Raw genomic sequence first — 21,884 nt, forward strand, 5'->3', positions numbered from 1 at the left:
TTATCGCAATAGCTTCTTTTAAAACGATTTGAGATATTGTTGAAAATTAATTTTAAATCCATTTAGCATGAAAAGTTTATATAAAGAAGTCATTGAAGCATGTCAGAAATGTCTAGTAGATTGTAGAGTTTGTCTAACCGAAATGGCAAGAAGAGAAAGTGTGAATGATTGTCCTAAGTGCTGTATTGAGTGTATGGACGCTTGTGATGTCCTAATTAAAATGATAACTTCAGATAGTGCTTATATCAAACAATACGCACTATTATGTGCTGAAATTTGTGAGTACTGTGCAGATCATTGTGAAGAACATAATCACAATCACTGCCAAGCTTGTGCTAAATCATGTAGAGAATGTGCAGAAGCTTGTATGAAACTTGCAGCTTAATCAGATTAGAAGAGATAAACAATTTATAATATACAGAATGGCCATATTAGGAAATATAATTAAAGGAGTAATTGGATTAAAAGACACATTTTCATCGGAAGTCGTGCATACCGAAGCACAAAGAGAAGTGCTAATCGACTTACTTAAAAAAGCAAAAGAAACTCAATTTGGAAAATTCTATAAGTTTGAAGAACTGTTAGAGTCTACTGATGTTCAGAAGGCGTTTGCTAATGCCGTACCATATTTTGATTATAACAAAATCAACGATCAGTGGTGGCATAAGTTACACGATGGTGAAACCGATGTGACGTGGCCAGGAAATCCATCCTATTTTGCATTGAGTTCTGGTACGACGGGTAAAACCAGTAAGCGAATACCCGTTACGGACGAAATGATTGAAGCGATTAGACAGGCGGGAATCAAACAGGTTTTTGCTTTGAATAATTTTGACCTTCCTGCTGATTTCTTCGAAAAGGAAATTATGATGTTAGGAAGTTCTACTGATTTAGCAGAAAAAGATGATCATTTAGAAGGTGAAATTAGTGGGATTTCGGCTAGCAATATTCCTTCCTGGTTTAGAGGTTATTATAAACCAGGTATAGAAATTTCTCAAATTGAAGATTGGGACGAACGTGTTCAGCGAATTGCAGAACGCGCTAAAGATTGGGATATTGGGGCATTAAGCGGTATTCCGTCTTGGATAGAGTTAATGCTCCAAAAGGTGATTGAATATCATAAGCTTAATCATATTCATGAAATTTGGCCTAACCTCCAAGTTTATACTTCTGGTGGCGTAGCGTTTGGCCCTTATGAAAAGAGCTTTAATGCCTTATTAGGTAAGCCAATTACAGTTATTGACACCTATTTAGCTTCCGAAGGTTATATAGCCACACAAGTTCGCCCAGAAACGGATGCCATGCAGCTGAATACTGATAATGGTATCTATTTTGAGTTCGTTCCGTTTAAACCTAAATATATAAACGAAGATGGTTCTCTAAAAAATGAAGCCCCTTCATTAACTCTTGAGGAGGTTGAACGCGATCAAGATTATGTTTTAATCATTAGTACGGTTAGTGGCGCTTGGCGTTATTTAATTGGAGACACTATAGAATTTACTAATGTTGAACGTGCTGAAATAAAAATTACAGGTCGGACGAAATTCTTTCTGAATACCGTGGGCTCCCAATTATCCGTAAATAAAATGGATGCAGCGATGAGGGAATTGGAAGAGAAATTCGATACAACGTTTCCAGAATATACAATATGTGCTAAACGTGGAGAAGATGATGAATTTTACCATTATTGGTATTTAGGATCAGAACTGCAAAATGCAGATTGCGAGGCTGTGGCAAAGGCTTTGGATGAAAGTTTAAAAACAGCTAATAAAAACTACAAAGTCGCACGAAGCAAAGCTTTAAAGGGCGTGAAAGTAAAAGTAATTTCACCTGAATTATTTTACGACTGGAATGAGCAAAATAAGAAAAAAGGTGGCCAAGTTAAGATGGAACGTGTTATGAGCGAAGATAAATTTAAAGAATGGGAAGATTTCGTGTCTGAGGCTTAGTCTTTGGAGGCTTCAGCTTCACGTTCTTTTACAAGTTCCATAATTTCTTCTGGAGATAAATAATACCGAATGATTCGCTCTTTATAGGTCTGATTAATTTCAGCATTATTCAAAATAAAATCCTTGGTTTTTAATATATAATCTTCCATCCCATGAGCTACCGCAAAAGAATCAGCGGCACGTTCCGCTTCGACAATATGATTGGAAGATAAAAGATATTTCACTCCAAACCAAAGCAGGTTTAATTTGCTTCGATCTTGGTAATCCATAATATGTCCAAGTTCGTGACCAATCCAACCAATAAAAATGTCATCAGGAATATGCCTTGTGAGATATTCTTTATCTGCAATTTTAAACTTCTCGCTAATTAAAACTACATATTTTCTATTATTCCTTGTTTTGAAAAAACTGTCAAACGTAGGTCTGGCTTGCATGGTCGATTTCTTAATGTTTTTTTTAAATCGGAATTCGATATTAATAGTATCTAATTGAGGATAGTAGGATAATGCCGTAGTCACATTATCACGAATATCTTCAGGTATAAAATGCTGAGCACTCATATAAGGATGAATTGATAGAATTATTAAAATTATGAAAGATTTCATAAGGCTGTAATCTAAGCTTTCTATATAGGTATTATTAGAGGATATCATAATTATCTTATCTCATTAGATTAATTATGAATCAGGCATAAACGATTAGTTTTCATATTGCTACAAATGAAAGCAATATCCAGCTACTATTTGTAGTATTTTTGTCAAATAGAATTTAACACTATAATATAAGAAGAAAAATTTGTCATTTCAACGAACTCAAGAAAAATTAAAAATACTGGCAGATGCTGCCAAGTATGATGTATCGTGTTCTTCAAGTGGAAGTCAACGCGCTAATACAAATAAAGGATTGGGAGATGCTACAGGAATGGGTATTTGCCATTCGTATACGGAAGATGGTCGCTGCGTCTCATTGCTTAAAATATTACTAACAAATTATTGCATTTTTGATTGTGCTTACTGTGTCACACGAAAAAGTAATGATATAAAACGTGCGGCTTTTAAAGTTCAAGAAGTTGTTGATTTAACCATTAACTTTTATCGAAGGAATTATATCGAAGGTTTATTTCTAAGTTCAGGAATATTTAAAAGTGCCGATTATACCATGGAACGCTTAGTCGATGTCGCTAAAAAATTGCGTTTAGAGGAGAACTTCAATGGTTATATTCATTTAAAATCGATACCTGGCGCTTCAGATGAATTAATGCGAGAAGCCGGACTTTATGCTGATCGGTTAAGTGTAAACATTGAAATTCCGACCGAAGCTGGACTTAAAAAATTAGCACCAGATAAAAAGCGTGAAGATTTTATTAAACCTATGGTTAAGGTTAAAAACGAAATTATTCAGTATAAGGCCGAAAAGAAAATTATTAAAAACACGCCTAAATTTGCACCAGCAGGGCAGAGTACACAAATGATTATTGGGGCTAGTGGTGAAAATGATTTTCAAATTATGCAAACCTCTAATCATTTCTATAAAAATTATAATTTGAAACGCGTGTACTATTCCGGTTACGTACCTATTAGCTACGATAATCGCTTGCCACAAATTGGCTCGGCAGTACCCATGCTTCGTGAGAACAGATTATATCAAACGGATTGGTTAATGCGATTTTATGGCTTTGATGTCAGTGAGATTTTAAATGAACATCATCAAAATTTAGACTTAGATATCGATCCCAAATTAAGTTGGGCACTACGGAATCTTCATGAATTTCCTATAGATGTGAATACCGCAGAAAAGCATATGTTAGCTAGAATACCAGGTTTAGGTATGCGCTCTGTATATAAAATTTTAAATGCTCGTCGATTTAGAAAATTAAATTGGGAGCATCTGAAAAAAATTGGAGTGGCCCTAAATAGAGCTCAGTATTTTATGGTTTGTGATAGCAATCAGTTTGAAAAACGCGATTTAACTTCAGAAAAAATAAAGGGACTTATACTACAGAATTCGACAAGTAAATATGGTAAAAGTTTAAGTAATCAGTTAAGTTTATTTGGATAGATGACCAGTAAAAATCTTATATATGACGGGACCTTTGATGGATTTCTTTCTACAATATTTTATGTTTTCGAACATAAATTGGAGAAAGTCACTATTCAAAATGAATTTTCAATACAACAAGGATTATTCTGTGAAAATGAAAGGATTCATACCGATGAGGATAAGGCAAATCGTGTATGGAATGGAGTGAAATCAAAATTATCCTCAAAAGGAAGTTATCAATTATACTATGCCTTCTTAAGTGAACAAAATGGTATTGAGAACTTGCTTTTAGATTATATAACATACGCTTTTTCTAATGTAAAAAAAGTAGATAAAGACTTTGCCCATCCTTCGGTTTTAAAAATTGCGCAAATTGCTAAATCGGTTGGACGCGAAAAACACCGAATGGAAGCTTTTGTTAGATTTCGTTTAACTAAAGACAAAATTTTCTTTGCTAATATAGAACCCGACTTTAATGTACTGCCCTTAATAGAAAAACATTTCAAAAGACGTTATGCCGATCAACTATGGGTGATTTATGATATTAAACGTGGTTATGGTTTGTTTTACGATTTGGAAAATGTAGAAATCATCACCTTAGATTTTCCTAAAAATTTCGATTTTACAAAGACAGAAGATGCGTTTTTTGCCAAGCAAGAATTTGAATTTCAAAAACTATGGCAGGATTACTTTAAAGCGACAAACATTCAATCGAGAAAAAATATGAAGTTACATATTAGGCATGTACCTAAACGCTATTGGAAATATTTGAGTGAAAAACAACCAGATTAAGACTGCAAGGAGCTTATATAGTACTGTGCCCAATCTTCAATTCGTTGTCCAAAACATTCCGAAATCGAATCCACACCAATAACACTACCCTTGGCCATTCTTCCCAAAATAGCTAATGGAATTTGAGGCTGGTTAGGTAATAGTTTTATATAACCGTTTTTAGAAGTATGAACCCCAAACTCTGGATGGATTGGACGAATTAGCTCGTCGTGAAGCAACTGCTTAAAAATTGGACTTGTCGTGTTTAGTAATTTTGGCTCGTCCAAGACACTATTAATCATCATGGCGCAAATGGTAGAATCACCTTTATCATTTTTCATTCGCCATCCATCTGTCACTAAAGTGATATCGGGATCTTTTATATAATCGAACGTTAAAATACCAACGTCTACCAAAGCTAAAATTTGTTGCATACTTTCAATTGGTGGTCCGTAAGAATAACGTTTGCTTCGATCGTTTAAACTTAAAACTTGTTCAATAATCTTTGTATCGACGTTTGCATGGGAAAACGCTTGATATAAGGTGGGCTGACAATGTCTCCAAACTTGTCCAATACAATAATCCAATGTTAAGGGTGCTTGGCCTAATGCCATGGCAATGTATCGCTCGATTAATGGATAAGTAGGAATTGATTCATCTTGAAGCAAGTGATGTGTATAGTTGATATCGTCAAGTAAATTAAGAATTATGACTTTAATTTCCGACTTAGTATGCGAATGAGGAATTGCTTTTTCTTTTAAATCTATAAATATTCGAGCTGTAATCTCAGCAAATGGTTCTGTTAAAAAACGAATTGAATGCGTTGTACATGATGTTTTAGAAATAGCTTCAATTTCAGTCTTAAATTTGTTGAGTTCACCTATAGTAGGTGCAAACCAAGAATCAATAGCTTTATTTAGAGGTTTAGGGACCAATGGTAACCCATAAGAGGAGAATGGGATTAATTTTAAATTCTGCTCTTCGGATTTATCATATACCGTCTTAAGCGTACTACTATTAATGACTTTAAAGTCACCAAACTTATTAATACTTAGGTATCTCATAACATCTATCATTGTTAATCCAAAGCCTCTAATTCCAATATTTATATCTGTATTATTTCTGATATCCTTTAGCTGACTAATGGGGTAGGTGTCTTCAATAAAAAATAATTGATGGTCTTTTATGGAATGGTTTTGCCATCTTAGTATATCGTCTGAAAGTTGTGTGGGCTGATGACCAATAGTTAACAAAACATCATCGCTTGTCCAAGTAGAATCATTAGTACTGATATAAAACGAATTATTGTCGAAATTAATATTCTGTACTTCCGCATTAATAAAGTTAAAACTATCTAGGTTGATGAGCACTTTTTCCATACTCTTATAACGCTCATGAAGATATTTACCCAGTTTATGACGTGGCGGAAACGTATCTATCGCTTTATCATGTTGCTCAATACGATACCATGTACTGTAAGAAGGAAACTCTTCAATAGTACAATTGCCATAAGTAATTTGTGACCTCGAAGTTACTCTTCCTAATCCTCGTTCGGAGGTGTTTGTCCAATTTGAATCAGGTTGTTTACTATGCCAAACCTGTCCAGCTCCAGGTTGATCTGATGGTTCAAAAACTCTGATACCGACTTGCAGCTGTAATTGACCTAAGTGCATTAGAAGGTTTTCTAATGCATAGAGTCCTCGTGGGCCCATACCAATTATTGCGAGTTGTTTCATAACCATTAAAAATAATTAAACCACCTCGTATAAGGTGGCTTTTTATAAAATATTTATAAGTAAGATATGATTTATTTTTTTGAGTTACAATATGTTCTATTCCTTTGAAATATTATGAACATACGATTTTGCCCAATCTTCAATTCGTGGACCAAAGCATTCTAATATCGCATCTACACCAATGACGCTTCCTTTGGCTAATCGTCCTAGAACAGCAATGTTTGGATGAGAGCCTTCAAGTTCAGAGTTCACATAACCATCTTTAGATGTTTCAATGCCCAATTTCGAATGTATTGGTTTTATTAAATCATTGTTTAAAAGATCTTTTATTAAAGATGTATTTACATCGAGTAGTTTTGGCGCATCTAAAACACTATTAATGATTACAGAACAGGTTTCAGATTTACCTTGGGAATTTTCAAATTTCCATCCCTCATCGACCATTTCTATATTTGGATCTTTAATAAAGTCTAGATTTAAAATATCAGCATCGACTAAGGCTAAAACCTGTTGCATACTCTCAATTGGTGGCCCATAGGAGAAGCGCTTACTAAATTCATCTAAGGCTATTACGGTTTCAATAATTTCGTTATTCACCTTCGCATGAGAAAAGGCTTTGTACAATGTAGGTTGACAATGACGCCAAACTTGACCAATACAATAGTCTAATGTTATAGGCGATTTACCTAAAGCCATATTTACATAGTGCTGAATTAAATGGTATGGAGCTAAAGTTTCATCTTGAAAAAGTGAATGTGAAAATTCTTCATCTTTCGACCAGTTTAAAACAACCGATTCTAATTGTTCAGCATTCAATTCATGCTGAATAGCTTTGTCTTTTAAGTCTAAAAATATTCGTGCTGTAATTTTAGCAAAAGGTTTCATTAGAAAAGCGATGGAATTGACATCATTATTTTTACGTGAAACCTTTTCAACTTCAGACTTAAATTGTTCGATTTCCTTAGAACTTGGCTTGTACCAATTATCTATACTTTCATTTAGTGGTTTAGGCACCATGGGCAATCCATCTAAAGAAAACGGAATCAATTTTAAGTGTTGCTCTTTAGTTTTATAGTAAACCGTTTCAAAAGTGGAACTATCAATTACCTTAAAATTTCCATAATTATTGATTGTAAGATAACGCATCACATCAATCATCGCTAGACCATAACCTCTAATGCCAATATAGGATATAAAATTATTTTTTAAATGTTTAAACTGTTGTAGAGGATAGGGGTCTGTATAAAGTTCTCGTTTCGGACTGTTCTTGGTATGGGATGTCCAACTCTCTAACTGGTCATCTAATTCTGTCGATTGATGACCAATGCTAAGAAGAACATCATCGCAGATATAAGTGTTACTAGCTGTAAGAATTTTAATATGACTGCTTTCAATATCTAACCTCAGAACTTTAGAAGCTATAAGCTGGTTGGATTTAGAGGTATTAAGTGCCTTATGTAAAGAATTAAACCGTTCATGGAGATACTTACCCAATTTTTTTCTTGCAGGAAAGGTATCAGGATTGGTTGCTGCTTGAGAAAATTGGGACCATTCGTGATAGGAAGGGAAGGCTTCAATGAAGATATTATCATATTTTATTTTAGGCCTTCCAACTATCCCAATTAACGCACGCTCAGTGATGTTCATCCAATTAGAGTCTGATTGATTAATGTGCCAAACATGACCAGCACCTGGATTATCCGACAGTTCAAAAAGAAGAATCTCTATATTTTTATTTGCTTTCTCTAATTCGATAAGTAAATTTTCTAAAGCATAAAGACCTCTAGGTCCTATTCCTATAATAGCAAGTTTTTTCATAAGTATTAAAAATAAAAAAACCACCTCGTTAAAGGTGGTTTTTTATTAAATATTTATTAAGTATTAGAATTGATATCTTATTCCTAAAGCAATATCAAAATCTAAATCGTCATTAAAATCTCCGAATCCAAGCTCTGGTCTAAAGTCTAAAGATAGTAATAATGGAAAGTCAAAATTGTATTCAATTCCAATGTCACCTGCTAAAAACACAAAAGTTTCGTTATAATCATTTTTACCTTTGTAATCGTCATCATAGCCGAAAGAGCCAAGACCACCACCGGCTCCAGCATACCAGTTAAATCCACCGTCAATATTCCAAACCCATTGGTATAGACCGGCTAATTTAAAACCATCGTAATGTTTGCCATCTCTCCATCCTAAATCAATCTCTAATCTATTATTGTCACCCAATCCGCGTTGGTAAGAAACTTCTGTTCCAAAACCATCGCTGTCACCTATTCTTAATCCAATTGCATTCTTAGCTATTTCTTGAGCTGTAGTTACCGTTGTAAAACCAATAAGTAGCGCACCTAATAAAAATAATTTCTTCATAATAAAATTGAGTTTTAAATTTGTTAGTTATAGCAATATAAAATTGCTTCTTTTGTAAAGGCAAATTTAGATAATCTTTGAAAGATTAATCTTAATTTTAAGACAAAATTATAACTCGTTTCAACCTATTCTTAACCCTAATGCACAACCTTGATCGCAGCGAATTCATAAAATTAAAATCTTCCTTAGATGGCGAGTTGCATTCTGATGATTTAATGCGAAGAATTTATGCTACAGATGCTTCTGTTTACAGAAAACTACCTTTGGCTGTAGCTTACCCAAAAAACAAAGAAGATATAAAGCGGCTTATTCATTTTGCAAAACAATATAAGACCTCTTTAATTCCAAGAACAGCAGGTACATCTTTAGCCGGTCAATGTGTTGGAGATGGCATTGTTGTCGATGTCTCGAAGCATTTCACAAGAATTTTAAATATTGATGAGACTAAAAAAACAGTAAACGTACAGCCCGGAGTTGTCAGAGATGAGTTAAACAATTACTTAAAACCCTTCGGTTTGTTTTTTGGCCCAAACACATCAACCTCTAATCGCTGCATGATTGGTGGGATGGTTGGTAATAATTCATCTGGTACCACATCCATACAATATGGAGTAACACGTGATAAAGTATTAAATCTAAAAACCTTATTAAGTGACGGAAGTGAAGTTGAGTTTAGTTCTCTAACTATAGAAGAATTTCAGAGTAAATTAGAGTTAACCACACTTGAAGGTGATATTTATAGGACAATTTATGATGAACTAAAGTCTAAAACTACTCAAGACCAAATTAAACATAGCTTTCCAAAACCAAGCATACATAGAAGAAATACAGGATACGCTATTGACGAACTAATTAAGTCTAATGTGCTTCAATATTCAACTTCTGACTCGTCTGTTGGTCCTGAATTCAATATGTGTCAGCTTTTATCTGGAAGCGAAGGAACTTTAGCCTTTACCACAGAAATCACTTTACAATTAGATGATTTACCGCCCACTAAAAGTGCGATGATTGCCCTTCATTTTGATAGCATAGAAACTTGTTTAAAATCGGTTTCTCATGTTATGAAACATCATTTACATACCTGCGAAATGATGGATGATTCCATTTTGAATCTGACAAAACATAATAAAACTCAACAAGAAAACCGGTCTTTTATTCAAGGAAATCCTGTAGCTATCTTAATGTGTGAGTTAAAAGCTGAAACCTCCGAAGAACTTCAAGATCAAATAGAGTCGTTTTTACAAACAGTTAAAGAAATAAACCTCAGTTTTGCTAATCCTGTACTAAAAGGAGAAGAGATTGATAAAGCGATTGAGCTAAGGAAAGCCGGCTTGGGGCTTTTAGGTAATATTATAGGTGATAAAAAAGCAGTGGCATGTATTGAAGATACGGCAGTTGCTTTAGAAGATTTAGACGCATATATCTCGGAGTTTACTAACTTGATGAAGTCTTTCAATCAAAAAGCTGTTTATTACGCCCATGCTGGTGCAGGAGAGTTGCACTTAAGACCAATTCTAGATTTGAAGCAGTCGGAAGACGTTATTCTTTTTAGGAAAATCACAACGGCAGTTGCTCAATTAGTAAAAAAATATAATGGCTCAATGTCAGGTGAACATGGAGATGGCATTGTAAGAGCAGAATTTATTCCGTTAATGATAGGTGAAGAAAATTATCAAATTTTAAAACGAATAAAATCAGCTTTCGATCCTGAAAACATATTCAATCCAGGGAAAATAGTAGAAGCTTATCCTATGGATGAGAGCCTTCGTTATAAGGTAGATAGAAAAGAACCTCAGATTGAAACCCTTTTAGACTTTTCTAGCGCTCAAGGAATTTTACGAGAAGCTGAAAAATGCAATGGATCTGGCGACTGTAGAAAGTTACCTGAATTTGGAGGCACTATGTGTCCGAGTTATAGAGCAACCAGAAACGAAAAAGATACAACGAGAGCTAGGGCAAATGCCTTACGTGACTATCTTACAAATTCAGAAAAAGCAAATAAGTTCAATCATACGGAATTGAAAGACGTTTTCGAATTATGCTTGAGTTGTAAAGCTTGCGCATCTGAGTGTCCAAGTAGTGTAGATGTTGCAAGTTTAAAAGCAGAGTTTTTATACCAATATCAAAAGGTAAATGGGGTTTCTTTACGCACTAAATTATTTGCGTATAATAACAAAATTAATGGCTATATAAGTCAATTTCCTAAGCTATCAAACTTTATGTTTTCGAACCAAATTACAGGTTCAATTATTAAATCCATTGGAGGCGTCGCAAGAGAAAGGAATCTACCTTTAATTTCAAGTAGAAGTTTAAGTAAAATATTAGAAAAAACTAAACAAGAGAAAGTTAAACAAAACTATATAAAAGAAGTTTATTTATTCAATGATGAATTCACCAATCATTTAGACACTCAAATTGGGCTTGATGCTATAGAGCTTTTAAATGCCTTGAATTATAAAGTTACTATCATTTCGCATTCAGAATCTGGACGCGCCATGTTGTCTAAAGGACTACTTGAAGACGCCAAAAAAGTTGCGAATGAAAACGTTTCAAAATTCAACAATATTATAACAGAAAACACGCCTTTAATCGGTATTGAGCCTTCGGCTATTTTAACCTTTAAGGATGAGTATATTCGACTTGCAGATAATAAGGAGTCCGCTAAATTAATAGCAAAGCACACCTATTTGATTGAAGAATTTATTCAACAGGAAATCCAAAATGGAAACATTCGTTCGGAGCAATTTACAACAGAGGCAAGAGCTATTAAATTTCATGGACACTGTCATCAAAAAGCATTATCTAATCAGAAGTCTAGCTTTGATATACTTAATTTACCAAAAAACTATAAAGTGACTATTATTCCTAGTGGTTGTTGTGGGATGGCTGGAAGTTTTGGTTACGAGAAAGAGCATTATGAAGTGAGTATGCAGATTGGAGAGCAAACACTTTTTCCTGCGATTAGAAAAGCCTCTGAAGACACAATTATCGCTGCAAACGGAACGAGTTGTAGACATCAAATAGCAGATGGAACAAACCGAAAAGCCGTACATCCTGTATCTATTCTTAGAGAAGCTTTACTCTAAAATCCGCATTTGGATTTTCATTTTTATAATAATACAATTACATTAGCGTAAATTAAACCTTAATGGCTGGAAATTCTTACGGAAAATTATTCAAACTGACCACTTTTGGAGAATCTCATGGAGTTGCGATTGGTGGAGTTATCGACGGTTGTCCTTCAGGACTAAAACTCGATTTTGAAGAAATTCAAAATGAATTAGACCGAAGAAAACCAGGTCAATCTAAAATCGTTACACAGAGAAAAGAATCGGATCTCGTAGAGTTCTATTCTGGTATATTTGAAGGAGTTACAACAGGTACTCCAATAGGTTTTGTGATTAAAAACACCAATCAAAAACCAAAAGACTATTCTCATATCAAAGATGTTTACCGTCCAAGCCATGCTGATTATACTTATGAAAAAAAGTATGGCATCAGAGATTATAGAGGAGGAGGACGAAGTTCTGCACGCGAAACAGCAACTCGAGTCGTTGCAGGAGCCATTGCTAAACAATTCCTTTCTAACATTAAAATAAATGCGTTCACCTCTTCAGTAGGTGAAATTTTTATTGATAAACCTTACCAAGAACTAGATTTTAGCAAAACAGAATCCAATGTCATTCGTTGTCCGGATGAAGCGACAGCCGCAAAAATGATCGCTAAGGTTGAAGAGATTAAAAAACAAGGAGACACTATAGGAGGAACTGTTACATGCGTTATTCAAAATGTTCCTGTAGGATTGGGAGAACCGGTGTTTGATAAACTTCATGCCGAGCTTGGAAAAGCAATGCTATCTATCAACGCCGTTAAAGGGTTTGAATATGGAAGTGGGTTTTGTGGAGCGAAAATGAAAGGTAGTGAGCACAACGATTTGTTCAATGTCAATGGAACCACGAAAACCAACTTATCGGGAGGCATTCAGGGAGGGATTTCTAACGGCATGGACATTTACTTTAGAGTGGCTTTTAAACCTGTAGCTACTGTTCTTCAAAAGCAAGAAGCATTAAATAGCTCCGGTGAATTAGTAGAAATGCAAGGAAAAGGAAGACATGATCCATGTGTAGTCCCAAGAGCTGTTCCTATAGTAGAAGCTATGGCAGCACTAGTTTTAGCAGACTTTACACTCTTGCGTAGACAAGAGACTCAAAATTGGTAATTAGAATATTGATTATAGGTTAAACTCAAAAGTATTTATTTTACAAAACACTAATAATTAATTAAAAACTTTCTTGTTTTAACGAGAATAACATATGAAGAAAATAGCATTACACTGGAAGATTATTATAGGAATGGTACTCGGAATCATTTGGGCTTTAGTTTCTAGCTCAATGGGATGGAGTGAATTTACTATTAATTGGATTGATCCATTTGGAACTATATTTATAAATTTGTTGAAGTTAATAGCAGTTCCATTAGTGTTGTTTTCAATTATTGGAGGTGTTGCAAATATTGGTGATCCTAAGAGTTTAGGTAGAATGGGTGGTAAAACTTTAGGTATTTATTTACTCACAACCATTATGGCTATCTCTCTAGGCTTAGTCTTGGTTAATTTTATTAAGCCAGGAGAACTTATCGATGAACAAAGCAGAATAGACAACAGAATAAGCTATGAAATTTGGGCAGATGATGAAGGACATGTGATAAAAGATGGCATCAATTATCTTCAGCAACCAGAATTTATGGAGCGTGCTCAAGAAATTTCAGAATTATCGAATAGTGAACTTCAAGAAGCCGCAGTACAAGATAAAATGGAAACGGTAAAAAAACGAAAAGAAACCTCACCTTTACAGCCTTTAGTAGACATTGTTCCTAGTAACTTTTTTCATTCACTTTCCGATAATGGTTTAATGTTGCAAATCATATTTTTCGCGGTATTCTTTGGTGTTTGTCTCTTATTTATTCCTTCAGAAAAATCACATCCCGTTTTAAAATTAGTAGATGGTGTCAATGAAGTGTTTTTAAAAATGGTGGACATTGTAATGCAGGCTGCACCATTTTTTGTATTCGCTCTGTTAGCGGGAGTAGTAAGTAAAATGGCAGGTAATGACATTGGTAAGGTACTAGAAATCTTTAAAGGCTTAAGTTGGTATTCTCTGACCGTATTATTAGGCTTGCTATTAATGATTTTTGTGGTTTATCCGGCAGTATTAAAATTGTTCGTCAAAAAAATATCTTACAAAGGCTTCTTTAAAGCCATGAGTCCAGCGCAAACGCTAGCATTTTCTACATCGAGTAGTGCTGCAACACTTCCTGTAACCATGGAGTGTGTAGAGCAAAACTTAGGTGTGGATAAGAAAGTGAGTAGTTTTGTTTTACCTATTGGTGCCACCGTAAATATGGATGGAACGAGTATGTATCAAGCCATAGCTGTGGTGTTTTTAGCACAAATGCACATGATAGACCTAACTATTGGTCAACAAATAACTGTTGTTTTAACAGCCACTTTAGCATCTATTGGTTCGGCAGCGGTGCCTAGTGCCGGATTAGTCATGTTAATTATAGTTCTTAGTTCTGTGGGTCTTAATCCTGCTTGGATAGCTATTATTTTTCCGGTTGACAGAATTTTAGACATGTTTAGAACGGTTGTAAATGTTACAGGGGATGCTACAGTTTGTTCTATCATTGCAGATGGAGAAAATCTCTTGGATTATAAAGAACACGAAAATCCAACAGAGACCTTTGATTTAGACTCATAAATCACGCAATTGCTAATTAATGAGAAAATATTTTTAACTTTAAAGAAACAATTAAACCTTAACGCATGAATGTTTGTTTTATAATGTACCCTTGGGATGAAATAGATCCTGAAAATGATACAAGTTTAGCCTTAATTAAAGAGTGTGCTAAACGTGGACATGGAGTCGCCATGTGTACTCCGGCTAATCTTACCATAAGAGATAGTGTTACAAACGCGTTCTGTAATGTTGTAGGTAGAATGGACAAAGTACCATCAACCTTAAAAGGTTTTTATAGCAAAGTGAAATTGCGAGAGGAAATGTTACCACTGGCGGGTTTCGATGCTATTTTCTTTAGAGCAAATCCTCCATTAGATCCCATAATGCTTAACTTCTTGGATTCCGTTAAGGATGATGTCTTTATAGTCAACTCCTTAGAAGGCATGCGTGAGGCTAACAACAAACTTTATACAGCTGCATTTGGCGATAGACACAGTAATATTATTCCGAATACACATGTGTCTAAAAACAAAAAATACTTAATTCAGCAGATCAAAGAATCTAAGGCTGATAAGATGATATTAAAACCATTAAATGGTTATGGTGGTTCTGGAGTAATTTTGATTGAAAAATCAGCTATGAACAATATTAACTCGCTTTTAGACTTCTATATTTCTTCAGGAGATGGCACATCTAACTATGTGATTCTTCAAGATTATATCGAAGGCGCAGATCAAGGCGATGTTCGAATTTTAATGTTGAATGGTGAACCGGTTGGTGCTATGAAACGTATTCCTGGTTCTGATGATCATCGATCTAATGTTTCAGCTGGAGGAAGTATAGCTAAACATACTTTAACAAAGGCCGAAAAAGCATTGTGTAAGCAAATTGGTCCAAAACTAGTTAAAGATGGATTATACTTCGTAGGAATTGATGTGATTGGTGGAAAACTGGTGGAAGTTAACGTGATGTCACCTGGTGGAATTACCTATATTAATAAAGTCTATAAGAATAAAGTAAGAGTAGAAGAGAAGGTCATCGACTTTTTAGAAAGTAAGGTGATCGATCAACTTCAAGCTTTTGATAGACGTACAAGATTGAGAAAAGCTGTTGATGAAGCTTGAAAATGAAAACAAATTTAAATTCTAACTTAGTTTCTGTAGATTGGCTTAATGCCAACAGAAACGCAACAGGTTTAATCGTCCTAGATTCTACGATAAACAAAGTTGTTGACTCTTCTTCGTCAAGAATTCCTAAGGCTCGTTTTTTCGATATTAAACAAAAGTTTAGCGATACATCTGCACCATTCCCAAGTACTTTACCTTCAGTAGAGCAGTTTCAAACTGAAGCTCAAAATTTAGGTATCAACAAAGATTCTATTCTAGTCGTTTATGATGATAAAGGCATTTACTCAAGTGCAAGAGCTTGGTGGTTATTTAAAGTATTTGGATTTGAAAAAGTTGCCGTTTTAGATGGTGGTTTACCCGAATGGATTCATCATGGATTACCAACAGAGAACTACTCAAAAGAACAACTAAAGAAAGGGGATTTTGAAGCCAAATTCAATCCCAATTTAATGACAGATTTTGAAGGCGTTAATCAATTTTCAGAAAACAAAAAAGCTTTAATTATTGATGCGCGTTCTGAATCACGCTTCAAATGTTTGGTAGACGAACCTCGAGAAGGATTACGTCGAGGAACTATTCCGAATTCAAAAAACTTACCTTTTACAGATTTATTCGACGGAAATACAATGAAACCTGTTGAAGAATTATCACTATTTTTTAAAAACTTAGTCGCACAAGAACAAACTTTGATTTTTAGTTGTGGTTCGGGAATTACAGCCTGTGTTCTAGCTTTAGCAGCCACACTTTGCAATTATAAAAATTTAATTGTCTATGATGGATCGTGGACAGAATATGGAAGTTTAACTGATTAACCTATGAAAACTATCGACTGGACGAAAGATGAACTCGTCGCTTACATTTTACTTTATGCAGCCAATGCCGATTTCAAAGAGTCTGCTGAAGAACGTGATTTTATTATCTCTAAAGTAGATAAGCAAACATTTAACGAAATTCATGAAGAATTCAAACTTGATAATGACTATCAAGGGCTAAAAAAAATTATGATTAGCTTAGAACAGCATAATTACGATAAGGAAGATATTGATCTATTATTAGAAGATATTAAGGCTATGTTTTTCATTGATGATGACTTTGACATCACGGAACGAATTATGTTAAAGTCGCTCAAGCGCTTATTCAAAACAGTATAAATGGAAAGACTTTCTATTCAAGATATAATTTCAAAAATCAATTCGGAAGAAACGTTTCACGCTGTTGCGGAAAATTACTCGTTCACCTTAAAAATTGAATCGTATGTCCCTTATGCCTGTGCAGCAGTTCATGACGGACATCAATTTAGAAAGGATCTTTGGGACAACTGTTTACATTCCGAATATGATCGTTGGTATGAAGAAGATCCTGAGACTAAAAACATGGTTATTTCTCATCCTATACTAATTGCAGGTTGCGATTCTCGATTTGAATATGATTTAAATCGCACGCCTGAGGAAGCCGTTTTTGAAACAGCATGGGGAAAACAGTTATGGAAAAAGCCTTTACCAAAAAGCGAAAAGGAAAAGAGCTTAGAAAAGCATACCAACTTTTACAAGATCGTTCATGCTTTAATTTCAAAATTAGAAGATAAGTTTGGGACTTGTATAGTTTACGACATGCACAGCTACAATTGGCAGCGTTGGGATAGAGAAGTACCAACTTGGAACTTAGGAACATCTAATATAGATAGTAATCGTTTTGGAAATCAAGTTGAAGCTTGGAGACAAACACTAGCAAATATTGAGTTACCACATGGGATTAAACAGACGGCTAAAGTTAATGACACCTTTCAAGGCGTTGGTTATTTTCTAAAATATATTACCAATAATTTTAAAAACACTTTAGTTTTAGCCACTGAAATTGCGAAAGTCTATTGCGATGAATATCATCAGATTATTTATCCTGAAGTGGTTTCAGCTGTAGAACAGCAACTAAAAATTGAATTGCCAAAACACGCTCAATCGTTTTATAATACATTCAAAAAATAATGTCCGAAGCTCAAATTAAAGAAGAATATCAAGATTTATTCGATATCGATTCCAATCTTAATCGCTTGGTTAAAAATATCGAATTACTGAATTATATTAATCCTCTTAACGCAGCTGCAGAAAAGAAGAGATTCTATTCGGCCAAATACAATTACGAGCCAGAATTTAAATATCCGAAGAAAAAATTTAATGGATATAAGCTTCATCGTTTATTTTTTTCTCAACGTTTAGAGCGGATTAAAGATGACGATATTAGGAAGTTGTACAAAGATATTATCTATGAATATTCCGGATTAATAGAGTGTATTGAAACCATCGGTAAGGGTAGAAAGTTCTATTATAATAGTTTGAAGAGTTTTGGAACTCCAACTGAAAATGCTCTTGAAAATGCTAAATTTATCCTGCGTTTTGACGATTCGGAACTCAATGAAGATTTAGTTCCCAAATTTGACGCCTTAGAAGCGAAAAGCTATTTTGAAGACTACTCAAAACGATATGATTTTGACTATACGATTAGAATTTCCAATAATTTATCGGCCGCTGCGATGGTCCTTAATCATACCCAGACTTTAGTCTTAAAAAAGAGTCATAAATACAGTTTAAATCAGCTGAAGGTTCTGAGCAATCACGAAATCGGTGTTCATATGGTAACGACTTTTAATGGAAAATCACATCCACTTCATGTGTTTTCTAATGGGTTACCTAATAATGTTGAAACACAAGAAGGATTAGCCGTTTATTCAGAATATATGAGCGGTTGCTTAACCATTGAGCGACTTAAGGAATTAGCGTTTAGAGTAATTGCTGCAGATAGTTTAAGCAAAGGTTATAATTTCTCTGACACCTTTCACTTATTGCATAATCAGCATAAGTTAGATAGAGATAAAGCATTTGCGATTACCATTAGAGTTCATAGAGGAGGAGGCTTTACAAAAGATCATTTATACTTATCTGGCCTGAGTAATATTTATAAATATGCACAGGAAGGAAATGATTTAGGGGTTTTATTAACTGGAAAAGTTAGCCAAGAATACATTCCTACCATTAAAAAGATGCAAGAATTAGGTTTGGCCATGCCGCCGAAACATTATACGGATGCCTATCACCAGAATGATAATAGTAATCCAAACTTTGATTTTATACTGAAGAGTTTAAAATAAAAAACCTCAAAACTAAATCGACTTCACAACCTGTGTATATTAAACGGTTGTTGAGTGGGATTAGAAGATCTTACTTCTAACATATTAACTAAGAGGACTTCATGTAATTGATAGATATAATTTGCAGGTTTAATTGTTTGAACAAATAATTGCTGACTTTAATCGAGTATATCATTCACTTATTAGATTTGGTTATATATTTACAATATCAAAATAATATGCTATTAATCAACTCATTATATCCCTCAATGAGGAATTATTTTTTTTTTAGATTAGTTTAAGTTAAGATGTAAACTAAGAAAAGCCCTTTTAATTGCTTAGAAAGGGCTTTTTTATGCTATAAACTTAGATTGCAATTCGGGAGTTGGTATCATACAAGATTCTTTTTTTCCAAACCATTTATATCTGTTTTTAGCTATAATATTATAAACCCAGTTTCTGATGAAAGTTGGTGTTAATAAGAAAACTGTTAATACATTAGTGGGAAACCCTAAATGTTTAGCAATCAATAATGCCGCTGTAGATTTAGTATTTAAACTATTAGTTTTTGGATTGTAGAGAAGAATGGAATCGGTTTCAACGGTATTTATTTTGAATATCTTTATGACCGACTTTCCAATATCACTTTGAAGAGGTGCAAATAAAAATTTATCCTTTTTATCTCGTTTAATCACATAAAGAACGCTGCTGTTGCATAGATTGCATACACCATCGAAGAGAATCAGTTGTTTGTCTTTTGGAATATTCAGCATGAGGTTTTAAAGTTAAGGTCTAATTATCAGACTTCACTAATTTATAGACTTAATTAGTTCTTTTTAGCTTCCACCAATTCTAGAAGATCTAAATTAACGTTAGTCGTAAACATGCCGTAATTCACAATAGCTTTCTTCTTTTCAATCACATCTATAGTTCCAATTGCTCGTCCATCTTGCATTCTCACTCGATCACCAACTTTTATAATAGGTTTAGGCTTTTCAACCTTGACTTCTTTCTTCTTGGCTTCTTTTTTCTTTTTACGGATAACATCAACTTTCTTTTCCGCTTCTAGTTTTATTTGTTTTTCCTTAGCTTTTTCAGCGCGCTTCTGTTTCGCAGGTACTTTCTTTCGTTTTGAGTTTTCAATCTGAACTAGCTTAAATAATTCAGCCATCATCTCACGCTTCTTTTTATTTTCAAAATACTTCTCTGAAATATCGTTTACCTTTTGTCCTAAATAAATCAATCGTTGATTAGAATCGTATAGTTCTTGAAAACTCTCTAATTTTTTTTGAACCTTAGCATTGATTTCTTCCAGTTTATCTGCTTCAGTTATCTTTTTCTTTTCATTTTCTTTGAGAGATCGTTCTGTCCGTTCCAGCTTGCTTCTTTCTTTTTGAAGTTTAGCTATGGTTGCATCAAATCGAACTTTACCGCGTTCAATTTTCTTTTTTGATTTGTTGATTAAACTATATGGAATTCCATTTTTCTGTGCCACTTCAAAAGTGAATGAACTACCAGCTTGACCAATCATCAATTTGTACATTGGCTCTAATGTTTTTTCATTAAAAAGCATGTTAGCATTTTCCATATACGGCAGTTCATTGGCTAACAATTTAAGATTAGAGTAATGTGTGGTTATAATGCCGAATGCCTCTCGTTCATAAAATACCTCTAAAAATGTTTCAGCTAATGCGCCACCTAATTCAGGATCACTACCCGTACCAAATTCATCAATTAAAAAAAGTGTTTTACTATTACATTTTCTAAGAAAATAATTCATCTGCTTGAGTCGGTAGCTATATGTACTCAAGTGATTTTCTATGGACTGATTATCTCCAATATCACTAAGAACTCTTTCAAATAAACAGACATAACTGCGTTCGTGAACCGGAATTAACATCCCACTTTGTAACATCACTTGTAATAAACCAACCGTCTTTAGAGTAATACTTTTACCTCCCGCATTCGGGCCTGAAATTACAATGATCCGACTATCTTTTTCCAAACCGATAGTCTGAGGAAATGTTTTTGCTCCTTTTTCTTTGTTTGTTAAATAGAGTAGAGGATGATAAGCATCTCGTAAGTCCATTTTGCGCTCTTTAGATATTTCTGGCAATATGGCATTCATACTTTGCGCATATTTCGCTTTTGCAGAAATTACATCCATCTGAGTTAAAAACTCTTGATAATCTCTTAGCAGTGGTAAGAACCCTCGAATAAAGTCTGTTAACTCTTTAAGAATCTTAATGATTTCTTCCTTCTCTTCGTATTCTAAATTATTAAGTTCTCTTGTATGCTGTAATGTGGTTTCAGGTTCGATATAAACTATGCTACCTGTTTTACTTCCACCCATTATGGCTCCTTTAACTTTGCGACGGTACATTGCCTTTACAGCAAGAACCCGTTTGTTATCTACTACAGACTCTCTTATATCATCTAAATAATCTAAGTTGTGATACGTGTTTAATGCTGAAGCAAAGCTGCTGTTAATTTTACCTTTGAGTAAACTAATTGATTTTCGGATTTCTGAAAGTAGAGGAGAAGCATCATCTTTTATATCGCCAAACCGATCTACAATAGCATCTACTTGTTCAATGATGGCCGTAGTGACTTTTATATGATTACTAAACTCATATAATTTTGGATAGTATTCTTTAAACTTTTCTAAAAACTTTAATATCGAATTAACTGTAAGTGAGATACTCACTAATTTCTTTAAACTAAAAACTTCGAGATAGGTGTTTTCTATCTTTAAAAGTTTTAATTCTTTAGCGATGGTATCGAATCCGTGATTCGGAATTCTATTATCATTTTCATAAGATGACAAATATTCGTTCACGTAAATAAGTTCGCGCAATAATTGTGCTTCATCTTTAAAAGGAAGAATAGACAGCACCACTTCTTTCCCTAAAGCTGTTAATGTATGGTCGCCAACTTGATTTAAAACCGTAAAAAACTCGAGGTCATTTAAGGTTTTTTCATGAATGTTTATCATTTAATAATCCTTGAATATGCAATTGCAAATTTAAGAC

The 21,884-nt window shown here is 34.1% G+C and carries 18 protein-coding genes; 12 read left to right on the top strand and 6 right to left on the bottom strand.

What is annotated here, in order from left to right; all coding sequences use genetic code 11:
- The first annotated feature begins 67 nt into the window (after window positions 1–67).
- Together DFQ11_RS06040 and DFQ11_RS06045 are read left to right on the top strand one after the other, a co-directional pair.
- Window positions 68–385 (top strand): four-helix bundle copper-binding protein, encoded by a 318-nt coding sequence (locus tag DFQ11_RS06040; protein ID WP_110474974.1) that lies wholly within the window; start codon window positions 68–70, stop codon window positions 383–385.
- A 37-nt stretch (window positions 386–422) separates the two neighbouring features.
- Window positions 423–1,949 (top strand): GH3 family domain-containing protein, encoded by a 1,527-nt coding sequence (locus DFQ11_RS06045; RefSeq protein ID WP_110474975.1) that lies wholly within the window; start codon window positions 423–425, stop codon window positions 1,947–1,949.
- On the opposite strand, the gene DFQ11_RS06050 is transcribed toward DFQ11_RS06045, so the two are convergent.
- On the bottom strand, window positions 1,946–2,554 hold the full coding sequence (locus DFQ11_RS06050; protein WP_229791262.1) for a hypothetical protein: 609 nt from the start codon (window positions 2,552–2,554) through the stop codon (window positions 1,946–1,948). The genes DFQ11_RS06045 and DFQ11_RS06050 overlap by 4 nt on opposite strands.
- Before the next feature lie 190 nt (window positions 2,555–2,744).
- Between DFQ11_RS06050 and DFQ11_RS06055 the strand changes: the two genes are divergently transcribed.
- Window positions 2,745–4,007: a putative DNA modification/repair radical SAM protein gene (locus tag DFQ11_RS06055; protein ID WP_110474977.1), complete on the top strand. Its 1,263-nt coding sequence runs from the start codon at window positions 2,745–2,747 to the stop codon at window positions 4,005–4,007.
- Entirely contained in the window at window positions 4,008–4,781 is a 774-nt protein-coding gene (locus tag DFQ11_RS06060) for a TIGR03915 family putative DNA repair protein (protein ID WP_110474978.1), read from the top strand.
- On the opposite strand, the gene DFQ11_RS06065 is transcribed toward DFQ11_RS06060, so the two are convergent.
- From DFQ11_RS06065 to DFQ11_RS06075, 3 genes are all read right to left on the bottom strand, one after another.
- A complete protein-coding gene (locus tag DFQ11_RS06065; RefSeq protein WP_158524985.1) occupies window positions 4,778–6,496 on the bottom strand; it encodes an FAD/NAD(P)-binding protein in 1,719 nt (572 codons plus the stop codon). The genes DFQ11_RS06060 and DFQ11_RS06065 overlap by 4 nt on opposite strands.
- 96 nt (window positions 6,497–6,592) lie before the next feature.
- Window positions 6,593–8,314 (bottom strand): FAD/NAD(P)-binding protein, encoded by a 1,722-nt coding sequence (locus DFQ11_RS06070; protein ID WP_110474980.1) that lies wholly within the window; start codon window positions 8,312–8,314, stop codon window positions 6,593–6,595.
- 63 nt (window positions 8,315–8,377) lie between these two features.
- A complete protein-coding gene (locus DFQ11_RS06075) occupies window positions 8,378–8,866 on the bottom strand; it encodes a hypothetical protein (protein WP_110474981.1) in 489 nt (162 codons plus the stop codon).
- 140 nt (window positions 8,867–9,006) lie between these two features.
- Here DFQ11_RS06075 and DFQ11_RS06080 point away from each other — a divergent pair, with 140 nt between their 5' ends.
- The 8 genes from DFQ11_RS06080 (at window position 9,007) to DFQ11_RS06115 (ending at window position 18,873) form a co-directional block, all read left to right on the top strand.
- A complete protein-coding gene (locus tag DFQ11_RS06080) occupies window positions 9,007–11,952 on the top strand; it encodes an FAD-binding and (Fe-S)-binding domain-containing protein (RefSeq protein ID WP_110474982.1) in 2,946 nt (981 codons plus the stop codon).
- A 62-nt stretch (window positions 11,953–12,014) separates the two neighbouring features.
- Window positions 12,015–13,085 (top strand): chorismate synthase, encoded by a 1,071-nt coding sequence (gene aroC / locus DFQ11_RS06085; RefSeq protein ID WP_110474983.1) that lies wholly within the window; start codon window positions 12,015–12,017, stop codon window positions 13,083–13,085.
- A gap of 94 nt (window positions 13,086–13,179) precedes the next feature.
- A complete protein-coding gene (locus tag DFQ11_RS06090; RefSeq protein WP_110474984.1) occupies window positions 13,180–14,625 on the top strand; it encodes a dicarboxylate/amino acid:cation symporter in 1,446 nt (481 codons plus the stop codon).
- A 65-nt stretch (window positions 14,626–14,690) separates the two neighbouring features.
- Window positions 14,691–15,728: a glutathione synthase gene (gene gshB / locus DFQ11_RS06095; RefSeq protein WP_110474985.1), complete on the top strand. Its 1,038-nt coding sequence runs from the start codon at window positions 14,691–14,693 to the stop codon at window positions 15,726–15,728.
- A 2-nt stretch (window positions 15,729–15,730) separates the two neighbouring features.
- Window positions 15,731–16,543: a sulfurtransferase gene (locus tag DFQ11_RS06100; protein WP_110474986.1), complete on the top strand. Its 813-nt coding sequence runs from the start codon at window positions 15,731–15,733 to the stop codon at window positions 16,541–16,543.
- A 3-nt stretch (window positions 16,544–16,546) separates the two neighbouring features.
- On the top strand, window positions 16,547–16,882 hold the full coding sequence (locus DFQ11_RS06105; RefSeq protein WP_110474987.1) for a hypothetical protein: 336 nt from the start codon (window positions 16,547–16,549) through the stop codon (window positions 16,880–16,882).
- Complete coding sequence (locus tag DFQ11_RS06110; protein WP_110474988.1) at window positions 16,883–17,713, top strand: N-formylglutamate amidohydrolase; 831 nt, start codon at window positions 16,883–16,885, stop codon at window positions 17,711–17,713.
- On the top strand, window positions 17,713–18,873 hold the full coding sequence (locus DFQ11_RS06115) for a flavohemoglobin expression-modulating QEGLA motif protein (RefSeq protein WP_110474989.1): 1,161 nt from the start codon (window positions 17,713–17,715) through the stop codon (window positions 18,871–18,873). The genes DFQ11_RS06110 and DFQ11_RS06115 overlap by 1 nt, the downstream gene beginning before the upstream one ends.
- A gap of 332 nt (window positions 18,874–19,205) precedes the next feature.
- Here the strand turns inward: DFQ11_RS06115 and DFQ11_RS06120 are convergent, their stop codons facing one another.
- Together DFQ11_RS06120 and DFQ11_RS06125 are read right to left on the bottom strand one after the other, a co-directional pair.
- Window positions 19,206–19,625, bottom strand: coding sequence for a thiol-disulfide oxidoreductase DCC family protein (locus DFQ11_RS06120; protein ID WP_110474990.1), 420 nt, complete (start codon window positions 19,623–19,625; stop codon window positions 19,206–19,208).
- Between the two features lie 53 nt (window positions 19,626–19,678).
- The gene (locus DFQ11_RS06125; RefSeq protein WP_110474991.1) at window positions 19,679–21,847 is read right to left on the bottom strand and encodes an endonuclease MutS2; all 2,169 of its coding nucleotides are present in this window, start codon (window positions 21,845–21,847) and stop codon (window positions 19,679–19,681) included.
- Window positions 21,848–21,884: the final 37 nt, after the last annotated feature.

Origin of the sequence: Winogradskyella epiphytica (assembly GCF_003217215.1) — a bacterium.
Taxonomy (GTDB): Bacteria; Bacteroidota; Bacteroidia; order Flavobacteriales; family Flavobacteriaceae; genus Winogradskyella; species Winogradskyella epiphytica.

What these genes read in the sequence shown, in the direction of transcription:
- DFQ11_RS06080 (WP_110474982.1), top strand. Translation starts at nt 9,007, where the DNA reads ATGCACAACCTTGATCGCAGCGAATTCATAAAATTAAAATCTTCCTTA.
- DFQ11_RS06060 (WP_110474978.1), top strand. Translation starts at nt 4,008, where the DNA reads ATGACCAGTAAAAATCTTATATATGACGGGACCTTTGATGGATTTCTT.
- DFQ11_RS06075 (WP_110474981.1), bottom strand. Translation starts at nt 8,866, where the DNA reads ATGAAGAAATTATTTTTATTAGGTGCGCTACTTATTGGTTTTACAACG.
- aroC (WP_110474983.1), top strand. Translation starts at nt 12,015, where the DNA reads ATGGCTGGAAATTCTTACGGAAAATTATTCAAACTGACCACTTTTGGA.
- DFQ11_RS06125 (WP_110474991.1), bottom strand. Translation starts at nt 21,847, where the DNA reads ATGATAAACATTCATGAAAAAACCTTAAATGACCTCGAGTTTTTTACG.
- DFQ11_RS06065 (WP_158524985.1), bottom strand. Translation starts at nt 6,496, where the DNA reads ATGAAACAACTCGCAATAATTGGTATGGGCCCACGAGGACTCTATGCA.
- DFQ11_RS06070 (WP_110474980.1), bottom strand. Translation starts at nt 8,314, where the DNA reads ATGAAAAAACTTGCTATTATAGGAATAGGACCTAGAGGTCTTTATGCT.
- DFQ11_RS06090 (WP_110474984.1), top strand. Translation starts at nt 13,180, where the DNA reads ATGAAGAAAATAGCATTACACTGGAAGATTATTATAGGAATGGTACTC.
- DFQ11_RS06040 (WP_110474974.1), top strand. Translation starts at nt 68, where the DNA reads ATGAAAAGTTTATATAAAGAAGTCATTGAAGCATGTCAGAAATGTCTA.
- DFQ11_RS06105 (WP_110474987.1), top strand. Translation starts at nt 16,547, where the DNA reads ATGAAAACTATCGACTGGACGAAAGATGAACTCGTCGCTTACATTTTA.
- DFQ11_RS06045 (WP_110474975.1), top strand. Translation starts at nt 423, where the DNA reads ATGGCCATATTAGGAAATATAATTAAAGGAGTAATTGGATTAAAAGAC.
- DFQ11_RS06115 (WP_110474989.1), top strand. Translation starts at nt 17,713, where the DNA reads ATGTCCGAAGCTCAAATTAAAGAAGAATATCAAGATTTATTCGATATC.
- DFQ11_RS06100 (WP_110474986.1), top strand. Translation starts at nt 15,731, where the DNA reads ATGAAAACAAATTTAAATTCTAACTTAGTTTCTGTAGATTGGCTTAAT.
- DFQ11_RS06110 (WP_110474988.1), top strand. Translation starts at nt 16,883, where the DNA reads ATGGAAAGACTTTCTATTCAAGATATAATTTCAAAAATCAATTCGGAA.
- gshB (WP_110474985.1), top strand. Translation starts at nt 14,691, where the DNA reads ATGAATGTTTGTTTTATAATGTACCCTTGGGATGAAATAGATCCTGAA.
- DFQ11_RS06120 (WP_110474990.1), bottom strand. Translation starts at nt 19,625, where the DNA reads ATGCTGAATATTCCAAAAGACAAACAACTGATTCTCTTCGATGGTGTA.
- DFQ11_RS06050 (WP_229791262.1), bottom strand. Translation starts at nt 2,554, where the DNA reads ATGAAATCTTTCATAATTTTAATAATTCTATCAATTCATCCTTATATG.